The organism is Bartonella sp. AD328YNZD, from assembly GCF_042196425.1.
On sequence record NZ_JBHIQG010000452.1, the window covers coordinates 1 to 1,624 of the forward strand.

At 48.0% G+C, this 1,624-nt stretch carries 2 protein-coding genes; both read right to left on the reverse strand.

Annotation, left to right across the window (positions count from 1 at the left end; translation table 11 throughout):
* On the reverse strand, positions 1 to 1,262 hold a 1,262-nt coding region (locus ACFIO3_RS12745), incomplete at its 3' end, for a hypothetical protein (RefSeq protein ID WP_375704579.1).
* On the reverse strand, positions 1,255 to 1,624 hold a 370-nt coding region (locus ACFIO3_RS12750; RefSeq protein WP_375704580.1), incomplete at its 5' end, for a phage protein Gp27 family protein. The genes ACFIO3_RS12745 and ACFIO3_RS12750, both read right to left, overlap by 8 nt.

Genomic DNA, 1,624 nt, shown 5'->3' on the forward strand with positions numbered 1-1,624 from the left:
CCATAACGTTGCGCCGCTTTTTCGGCTAAATAAGCCCCATTGCCCCGCGCATCTAACGCGCCGCCCATCAAACGCGGCAAACCATTCACCCCATAAAATAAAATCTCTCTTTGTTGATCAAACGGCGTATTGCGCAATTCCACCATAAACCGTACACGGCGCACCAAATCTTGTCCCACCTCCATCACCACAATGGAGGTGGCATCACCACTGCGGGCAAAATCAACGCCAAAAACATGTTGGCGCCGCCGGTCAAGCCCAGCATGAAGAGGTTTTATATGCTTCTCACACCAAGCAAAAGCAGCAACACTTCGTTGATGTTCCGATTGATTTTTAAAATCATCCACACAAGCAAAACGCAACACCGCAATACCCGGAACACAACAATTTTCAATCTGCAAACGTGTTAAAGCCGCCCCTTCTTGATCGGCTGGTATGGCATCTAATTCTTGGCGCATAGCAGCCAAACGCACCCCATAAGAGGCACGAATTTGCTCTTCCCATTGTTGCTCAGATGCTAAACTCCACACCTCCCCCTTCATGGCACAAACCCGTTTAAACAAGCCATTTTTAACAGCAACACCAAAGGGGTAACAATGCACCGAAAAAGGCACTTTGCCTGCTCGTGCTTCACGGATCAATTCATTGAAAGGATTGAGTACACCATTATGGGTGGAGATCACACGGATTTTTCCTCCCCAAATGAGCAAAGCATTGACAGCATCCAAAACAGCGCGCACATCTTGATGAAACGCCGCCTCATCAATCACTACAATGCCCTGTAACCCCCGAATGTTTTCAGGGCGGCTAGAAAGCGCCTCAACCCGAAATCCCGAAGCAAAACGCACCCGATAAGCAGAGATATATTTCGTTGAACCATCCGCCCTTTGATCAGAGAATAAAAATTCCTCCACATCCCCACTGTGGCTTGTAATGGCTCTGGCAAAATTGCTCACATAGCCAATAAATTCACGCCCCTTGTCTCTGGTGTCACCAATATAAAAAACATTATCGCCCCCTGCCTTAACGGTTGCCGCCGCAATAAGAGTATCATCCAAAGCTTCAGCAAAAGTAATACCGGTGCGCCGCCCCTTTTCCACCAATTTTAACGGTGATTTATCCTCAATCCATGCCCGTTGATGCGCCATCAAAACGCCTTCCGCTAAGGGATCACTCTCTTTGGGAAAAGCACTTTTCCGCCAAATATCAAAACCACCTTGATGATCAAAGACATGACTTTTTGAAAAGGGCTGTTCAGCCATGTTTTACCCCCAACACCTGCGCACGTATAGCCCGCGCTGTTTCTTCTGAGAGCCCCGCCGCTGCTGCTGCCACATCAACCGCTTTACTTGCTTTAGTGGTAAAATCCTTCTCTAATCTTTGCCGTCTGGTGGTCGACAAATGTTCAGCCGCCAAAACCCCTTTGAGCGCATTGGCTAATTCTTGTGCTGCTTTTGGCGAAAGGTTTTTCCCACTGCTCAACGTTGAAAAAATCAACTCCTTAATCGCTGCCGCCGTCAAAAGAGTGATATTATCAGAAGCTTTGGCATCAAAACGCTTGGAAAGGCTTGCGGCAATTTCTCTTGTCTGTTCTAGGCGCCGTGACATCACGGCTAGCCGCAAA